This window comes from Bartonella sp. AP11XZML (genome assembly GCF_042196445.1).
Classification (GTDB): domain Bacteria; phylum Pseudomonadota; class Alphaproteobacteria; order Rhizobiales; family Rhizobiaceae; genus Bartonella.
The window spans coordinates 1-7640 of record NZ_JBHIQF010000063.1 but is presented as its reverse complement, the minus strand read 5'-3'; the positions used below and the strand labels follow the sequence as shown (position 1 = coordinate 7640).

Annotated in this window: 10 protein-coding genes; all 10 read right to left on the bottom strand. The window is 39.6% G+C overall.

Annotated elements, in window-relative coordinates:
- Positions 1-265 precede the first annotated feature (265 nt).
- Positions 266-367 carry a DUF2087 domain-containing protein gene (locus ACFIMG_RS05745; RefSeq protein WP_375612583.1) on the bottom strand — a complete coding sequence of 34 codons (102 nt, stop codon included), beginning with the start codon at positions 365-367 and terminating at the stop codon, positions 266-268.
- On the bottom strand, positions 346-684 hold the full coding sequence (locus tag ACFIMG_RS05740; RefSeq protein ID WP_375679152.1) for a hypothetical protein: 339 nt from the start codon (positions 682-684) through the stop codon (positions 346-348). Before ACFIMG_RS05740 ends, ACFIMG_RS05745 begins: the two co-directional genes overlap by 22 nt.
- Before the next feature lie 114 nt (positions 685-798).
- Positions 799-963, bottom strand: coding sequence for a hypothetical protein (locus ACFIMG_RS05735; RefSeq protein WP_375679151.1), 165 nt, complete (start codon positions 961-963; stop codon positions 799-801).
- Between the two features lie 9 nt (positions 964-972).
- Positions 973-1239: a hypothetical protein gene (locus ACFIMG_RS05730; RefSeq protein ID WP_375679150.1), complete on the bottom strand. Its 267-nt coding sequence runs from the start codon at positions 1237-1239 to the stop codon at positions 973-975.
- A 111-nt stretch (positions 1240-1350) separates the two neighbouring features.
- Entirely contained in the window at positions 1351-2028 is a 678-nt protein-coding gene (locus tag ACFIMG_RS05725; RefSeq protein ID WP_375679154.1) for an MFS transporter, read from the bottom strand.
- A gap of 628 nt (positions 2029-2656) precedes the next feature.
- On the bottom strand, positions 2657-3844 hold the full coding sequence (locus tag ACFIMG_RS05720) for a DUF2087 domain-containing protein (protein ID WP_375693583.1): 1188 nt from the start codon (positions 3842-3844) through the stop codon (positions 2657-2659).
- Between the two features lie 62 nt (positions 3845-3906).
- Entirely contained in the window at positions 3907-4677 is a 771-nt protein-coding gene (locus tag ACFIMG_RS05715; protein ID WP_375679148.1) for a hypothetical protein, read from the bottom strand.
- 111 nt (positions 4678-4788) lie between these two features.
- Complete coding sequence (locus ACFIMG_RS05710; protein WP_375679147.1) at positions 4789-5982, bottom strand: MFS transporter; 1194 nt, start codon at positions 5980-5982, stop codon at positions 4789-4791.
- Positions 5979-7169 carry a hypothetical protein gene (locus ACFIMG_RS05705; protein WP_375679146.1) on the bottom strand — a complete coding sequence of 397 codons (1191 nt, stop codon included), beginning with the start codon at positions 7167-7169 and terminating at the stop codon, positions 5979-5981. The genes ACFIMG_RS05710 and ACFIMG_RS05705 overlap by 4 nt, the downstream gene beginning before the upstream one ends.
- Before the next feature lie 64 nt (positions 7170-7233).
- The gene (locus ACFIMG_RS05700) at positions 7234-7392 is read right to left on the bottom strand and encodes a hypothetical protein (RefSeq protein WP_375618735.1); all 159 of its coding nucleotides are present in this window, start codon (positions 7390-7392) and stop codon (positions 7234-7236) included.
- Positions 7393-7640 lie beyond the last annotated feature (248 nt).

The window sequence follows — 7640 nt, the reverse complement described above, 5'->3', positions numbered from 1 at the left end:
GGCGCTCAAGGACTTAATCTAAACTCAGATTCTCTTGGCTCTTATGTCATCTCTCCCTTTGTCCTATGTGTAGCCTGTATATCGTCATCCTCAAAACAATCTGCTAACTTTTTGTAACAAAAAAACTGCTCACAATTCCTTGAACTCCAAACTATCTATATCACTAAATACTAAGGGGGGCGCATAGCTGGCCTAAACTCTCTTTACAGAAAACAAAAAAACAAAACGCTGCATAAGAAAAACTCAAATGCTTGAATTTTTTCTTTCAACGTATGCGCTGATATTTGCTTGCATATCGTCTTAAAAATCCATTTTCCACCAAGATTCGTCTTAATCTCGCAAAATCTAAAGTAAAAAGGCTACATATTTTTGATGTTTCCGTTTCGCGATAGTTTTTCCTATTTTAAATGCTTCTGCAATTTTTGTAAGTATATCTTCTGTTTCTAAATGACGATCGCTAAAAATTTCCATATTTCGTACATTTTTATCTTCTAGCGCTTGCCATAATTTATCGATTGCTTGAAATCTCTTTGTTGTGTTTTGAATAAGACCAAGGTTTAAAAGGCGATTAATAGATTTGTGAATGTTTTTGGTCTCTGAATTGACAAGTTTGAGGATATCAGAAAGAATTTTAGCACCAAGTATAATAACAGTATAGACAGCGCGTAGTGTCGGTGAGGTCATGGCAGAAATGAGCGAATTATAAGAAAAATGATTTGGCTGTATTGCACATGGATATCAATAGAATATTATTCGTGCAGAATGTAGCTACCTTACGCTTGTCTACCCCATAATCCTTTAAGCTATGAGACAATTTGCAACGGCGTTTACAGAGCAATCTTTAGAGACCGTTTTGAGCTTTTTTGCCGCAGAGTGTGTTACAAAATCATAATTGAGCCATTTATGGCGAAGTGTTTTGAGTGCTCTTGTTGTGCCACCGGTTGCAAAAACTATATGTGACATGGAAGCTGCTTATTTTTTCGTTTGCATGAGGCAAAGGCAAGAAGCAAAGGCGGAGGCACCAACAATCATGCAAAAGGTGAAAGCGATATGATTGTTGAAATGGCTGATAATCCATCCACTTGTCCATGAGCCGGCGGCTTGGCCAATATTTGAAATAACAAGAATATAACTGAAAAGAACACTGGCAGAGAGGGATGGGGTTGTTTTCCCTGCTTGATAGTATATTTCTGGAATCATGACAGATTCATAGACACTGTAGGCAATTAATGCAGTCACAGCGGTAAAGACCCCACCCATGAGGAAAAATGAGGAGAAACTTCCCATAAGCCATAATAGGTAGAAAGTTGATTTATCGGAAAGGCTGAGATGTTTATTGATTATTCCTTGTCAAATACAAATACTGATGCCAACAATTGAAAAGAAAATTCCACTATAAGGAGCGAGATTTCTGTCAAATTTACTGAGAAGTGTTGTGGTGGTGATGAAAATTCCCATGAGGAATGCACAAAGCAAAGCCGTGACCAGCAAATAAGCAATAGAACGATTATGTATTATTGTTTTTAAAGAAGAAAGAAGAGCTTTTTTTGTTTTTTTATTCTTTTCAAGAGATAATGTTTTATGCGGGTAATGATAAACAATTTGAATGGATAGAACACAAAGATACAAACCAATGAATGCAAAAAAAGCCATTAAGAAGGCCGATGCGTTGTATTTTATGGCACTCGTTGCAACAAGAGGGGCGATAACGACAGCAGCATTTTGAAAAAAAGAATAGAGAGTTAATGCGCGTTTAAGAGCATTTTCATTGAGATGTTCTGATAAAATTTCTCTCAAAAATGGCTTTGAAATTGCTTTCGAAAAAGCCATTAAGGTAAAAAAGATCAACCATGCAGAAGGTGTGAGCGATAGGATAATGCACACAAAAGCGCTACTCCTTAAAATAAAGGCGGTAGCCATTAAGAGTTTACGCGAAAATCTTTCTAATAAACCTGTTGTGGTTACCATGAGAATGCTTTCAAGGATTACCGATCCAGCGAGATAAAAAGCAACATTGGCAGAAGTTATGAGAGAAGAGTTTCCAAGCAGAGGGAGTACAAAGAAAAAGGAAAATTCAGAAAAAAAACTGTGCTATAGATGAAAAAAGGAATTTTATTTTTGCCCATGGAATTTCCATAGAAGTGTTGTTAAATGATCAAAGACATTTTGTTGTATCTTTTGAGGAAGTTTTGCCAGCCCTATTTCTGCTGTGCACATTTCGTTGAAATAGTATCTTTCTTGATTCACTAGCCAGTCCAATGCAAGAATATTGTTTTTTCTACGATGTTTTTAGAAATATCGAGCATGATTTGGATTGAGCAACAACACTGTGCCCGGATGTTCGCGTAACAATCGTAAGATCATTGAGACCTTGATCCTATATCTTCTCCTGATGGTTTTGACTGTTTTTAACCCCATTTGATAACCCCCCAATCCTTTTTGATAACAAATTGGCACTCCGCATTCTTGTTCTTCCCCATTGCATCTCTTGCGAAGAGAGCACGCTAATCTCATCTCCATAGATTGTCAACATATGAATGGGATGAATGATTTTGTAACCTTTTAATGAAATTATATTTTTTAGTGGAAGGTTATTCATTCTCTTGAAATAGAGAAGAAAAACGATAGAGTTCGCTAATCATTTTTCAATTCTCTTTTAGCGCATGCGTTGATATTTTCCTCCATGGCGTTGTAAAAAACCTCTCTCAACAAGAGTGCGTCGTAATCGGGCAAAGTCTATCGTAAAGAGGTTGCATATCTTGGAAACTTCCGTTTCGCTATAGATTTTTCCCATTTGAAAGGCTTCACCAATTTTTGATAGCATCTCTTCTGTTTCTAAATGGCGGTCGCTTAAATTTTTCCTCTCCCGCTCATGTTTATTTTCTATCATTTTCCACACTGTCTCTTCGGCTTGAAATCCTTCTGTTGTGTTGTGAATAAGTCCAAGATTCAAAAGGCGATTGATGGATTTGTGAATGTTTTTGGCATCTGAATCGACATGTTTGAGGATATCAGTAAGATTTTTTGCACCAAGGATAATGGTGGCATAAACAGCGCGCAGTGTCGGTGACGTCATGGCAGAGATCAGTGAATTGCGGGTATTACGTTTGTGAAGGGTTTCTTTTCCCATGGGCAAAAGATCGTTGCGAATGGGAAGTTCATTGATTTCTATGAGTTCTGCTTGTAGTGATTGTGCGCGTACAATTTGTTCGGCTGGGGTGCGTTTGCGAATAATTCCCAGACCACCTTGGCGATATTTGTGGTTTTCGGGGAGTGTTAAAGCCTCATAGGAGCCATCAAGCCGGTAGAGAATTTCTTCCCAGATGGGAGTTCTAACACGTCGAACCCGTTGTTCGCCATTGAGAGCAATTGTTGTTGTCATGGTTGGTTCATGCAGACATAGATAACCACCAGCGGTGATGTGTTCCCAAACTGTGGTAACAAATCGCACATCATCTGCGGGCGTTCCAGCATCAAGCCAAACAAAATCTATTGGTCCCCAAGATTTGAGGGTGCTTTCATCAAGAGAGAAAAAATTCTCATGGATAAATGTTACCATGTTTTTTTCAATACCGTCTTGAAGCAGTTTTTGCCATGCTTCTTCGGCTGATTGGCCTTCTGCTGAAAAATCATCAATAGTGATAAGCCGTGGTTCGTAATTTTCAGGAATCCCTGAAGGATCAAGCAAAGCTGTACGCTCTTCCCAGGTGGAAGATTCTAAAAGTTTTTTATCTTGTTGCCATGATAATTTCGCTTTTTGAAGTGCTTTTGCGATAAAGCGCGTACTATCACCAGCACCGATTTCAATGACTGTGCGCGGGTCTTGCCATTTGAATAAGCGCATGGATAAGTTGAGCACTATTTTCTGTTCCCATGCCAGGTCTTATCAGCTGCATCTTTTTATCCTTATAATGTGAGCAATCGTAGCATTCCTGCTTTTATAAGAAACTTTATTGAATCCTCTAGCGGGTATTGAAGATGCATTGGGGTGGCGGCTTGCTGCAAGAGATGTTTTGTTTTTTCATGAAGCCGGATTGTGCGTCCATTAAGTTGATTAATGGCAAGGAACCCAAGAGAAGAATCGATGATACGACATGTTGTCTCTCGTAAAAGAGCTGTTGCATCATTTTCTGAAAAGGCTTTTTGATCTGTTTCGATGAGACCGTGTCGTAGCAGTGATATCAAAAGACTTCCAGAGGCAAGAAGAGTACCATTGAGTTTGATTTCTTTTAAGGATTGGACAAGGCAGCCTTCACGAAGTGCTTCAAATATGGGAAAGTCGAATCCGCCAAATGTCGCTCCTTTTGTAGAAACAATGGTGATGGGTTGTATTTGCCGTTTGCCAATGAGTGCTGGTTTGTTTCTCGTTATCTGTACGTCCTTTGCCCATTGAACGCGTGATAAAGGATTGAGTTCACGTGGGTAGACAGCGAAAGAATTGATGGCTATAGGTGGTGTTGGTTTTTGCAGTTCAAGTGTGTGGATGCTTTCATTCAAGTCATGTAGCATATAGTCTGCCAGTTGCCATACATAACCACCTGTTCTATTGTAAAAGTTTAAGCCTATAGGGTCTTGTTGCATGATGTTAAACTGTTTTCTTCTGCTTTGAAATATCAAGTTTTGGCAATGGTTGTTTGCTGGGGTTGTTTGCTCTTCCACACGAGAATGGTTTATCAAAATTCCATTGCTTGGTATGGGTTGCATGGAGATACAATAATGCGATCAGGTGATGATTTTTATGCCATTTTGGGGCATGTTTTTTTTCGAGAGAAAAGATGGCAAAGTTTTCTAGGCATTATCCCATTCCTTTTTTTGCAGAGCGCGGTTTAACATAAAGCCTAATAGTCCTGTGATCATGGTGGCAATGCCGATGATAAGGAGGGTGTATTGGGTGTGATGCACTTTTACAAAACCTGCACTGATAAAACCAATACACACGGCTGTTTGTATGATAAAGATATAGGCGGGCATTTGACTGTTTCGCTGTTCTTTCTGAATGGCTTTCATCATAAAACTTGCCATTAGTGCATTTTGCACACCGTTGGCACTCCCAAGGATAAAAAATGACAGCATCATGAGCCATATAAGTGGTGTTAAGGAAAAACAGAAAATGGCCAAACCAATGGTTGCAGCAGCCAGTGATGCTCCAGCGGCATTGCCAAGGCGGTGGAAAAGGCTAGAGAAACAGAGTGGACCAACCACAAGGCCAAGACTGATCATGCTGCTGATCATTCCATAAGTTTGTGCACTGAAGGATAGCTCGGTGCGGATGCGGACAATCGACAATACATTGAGGGTGGAGGTGAGGATGATGGTAATGATGAGGGGGGCAAGAGCAGAGACAACCTTTTTTTTACGCAAGAGCCCTTTTAAATCTAGGCCCTTTTTGGTTGGCTGTGTTGTGCTTGTTGTTGGCACATGCATTTTTAAACTTTTAAAACAGCAAGTGGTGATTAAGGCGGCACAGAGAACCATGATGGATAGTGCAAAGAGCCCTTTTTGCCCGTTTGATAAACCATACAACATGCCTCCTAACAGTGGTCCAGCAATATAGCCAAGATTACGGACTGTTTGGATAATGCGGTTGATACGGTCTAATTGCTGATCATTTTTTGCGAAGTCAGGTACGGCAACGAGGATAGCAGACCAAAACAGTGAACCTGCACAACCCAGTGCGAAAGAAAGAGCAATATAAAACCAAAACTGGTTGGCGATTGCGGCTGTAGCTATGAAGAGTGCTTCAAACAATAAAACAACAGTCACTGTGTGCGCTGGCTGGAAGCGGTGCAAAAGACGCGGGGCAATGGGACCTGCACAAATTCCTCCTATAAGCCCTGCAAAAAGCAGCATTGAAATGGAGGCTGTACTTTCTGCTAAGTGTAAAGCAAAAGTGACTTGAGCCGTTTCATCGGCAAAGCTGCTTAAGCCCAAAACAAGAAAAAGTCCTATTTGGGCGAAAATTATGGATTTTTTCTTTGTCACAATGCTCCCCAAGATGCTAAAGCTTTTACGGTTTTTAAAATTTCCTGCTGTGCATATTTATATGGGGTATCATTTAATTTTACTAGATCTAGTTTTTTTCCTGATGAAAGTTGAGAAAGGAAATGCTCTAGATGAGAGCTATATTCAAAGCTTGCACAATGTCCGTTTGCTGCGATGAGCAGTTCTTTTGTTTCAGTTAAGGGTACCCATTGGAGGGTTGCAGATGCGCGAAGAGTGATTTCATTTTCAATCTCAGAGACGTCAACAAGAGGGCGCTTGACACATAAACGTGAACTTGTATCACAAATTAATTGAGAAACCAGCATATGGCGTTTTAAGGTACCATTTGCGATGGCGGAGTTTAGTGCAGAGTGTTGAAAAGCATTATCAGGGTTTAAATTTGCTCTTCCTGATGCGCGGATATCATGTCGCGTTTGATCATCAAGATGGAGTAAATGCGTGACATAATTTTTATGATGTTGTGCATCGTGTGCTGTTTCCCAAAAAGCAATATTGATATTTGCCGCGATATTTTTTCCAGTTTCAGCAACGTGGAAAGCATCATGGGGAAAGTAGGCAACACGGTCTGTACGGTTTTGCAGCGCAATTGCTGTTAATTTATGCGCTTCATATTCAGGATATTTTAGCCCTTGGAGGTCTTCTCGTGTACTGGGCCATGCAAACATTGTTTTGCCATCCTGTAGAGTAAAACCAAAATTATGAGCGTGATCCACATGTATCCCAACATGGGTGGAGGAATATCGGCCGATGAAGCAGTCAATATCCACGCGTCCACCAGGCCTAAAACCTAAAGAATGAGCTAATTGATCTGAAAACTGTTTTGCCACATCCCATAGAACAGGGGTTGCAGCGTATAATCCATAATACATGACCGCCCATTCTTGTCCTTCGGCATATTGGTCAACGCGGGCAGTATATTCTTCTATAGTTCTATCCGTATCTAAAACAAGAAAGTTTGAAAGAGGACGTGGACTCCGCACTCCATTAACCACTGTTACTACTTCGGATTTAGGATTAAGAGCTAAGAGTTTATGAGGATGTAGAGCGTATTGTCTTAAAGCATTCAAAACATCCCTTTCATTGAAAGGGATGTACGAAATTGACAATTCAGCTGCTTGCTTAGCCCAATTTTTTTGAGAAAAGCCCTCTGAAAATAACTGAAACATGCTATTAAACAAGCTTAATTTTTAAAGATGGATGGATAAGCAGATTTGCATCAACAATACATCATTAAACTTCCAGCGAATCATTCATATTAAGCTCATCAAGCTCACTTTGATAAATTTGAATATCGTTACGCTGTGCATACTTAGTAAGCATTGCAGTTGGCACAACTTCATCAGCAGCCAATTCAATAACATTTTTTACTTTATTAAGTGAAATATTCATATATTTCCCCCCTTATAGTTGATAAAAAAAACAATGATGACCAAAATAAAAAAATTACCACTTATTTCCTCTTAGTATGGATTTTATTTTTGTCAAATGTCATGTTGATTGCAAAGAGCATTTTAAATAAGAGGGCTGAATTTTAGAGTGATTAAGAAGAATTTACAAAAAAAGCTGCACTATGCGTGCAGCTTTTTATGTATTTGCTTTAAAGGCAGACGTTTTAAAGCATGAAAGTGTCCTTACGG

What these genes read in the sequence shown, in the direction of transcription:
- ACFIMG_RS05740 (WP_375679152.1), bottom strand. Translation starts at nt 684, where the DNA reads ATGACCTCACCGACACTACGCGCTGTCTATACTGTTATTATACTTGGT.
- ACFIMG_RS05735 (WP_375679151.1), bottom strand. Translation starts at nt 963, where the DNA reads ATGTCACATATAGTTTTTGCAACCGGTGGCACAACAAGAGCACTCAAA.
- ACFIMG_RS05720 (WP_375693583.1), bottom strand. Translation starts at nt 3,844, where the DNA reads ATGCGCTTATTCAAATGGCAAGACCCGCGCACAGTCATTGAAATCGGT.
- ACFIMG_RS05705 (WP_375679146.1), bottom strand. Translation starts at nt 7,169, where the DNA reads ATGTTTCAGTTATTTTCAGAGGGCTTTTCTCAAAAAAATTGGGCTAAG.
- ACFIMG_RS05700 (WP_375618735.1), bottom strand. Translation starts at nt 7,392, where the DNA reads ATGAATATTTCACTTAATAAAGTAAAAAATGTTATTGAATTGGCTGCT.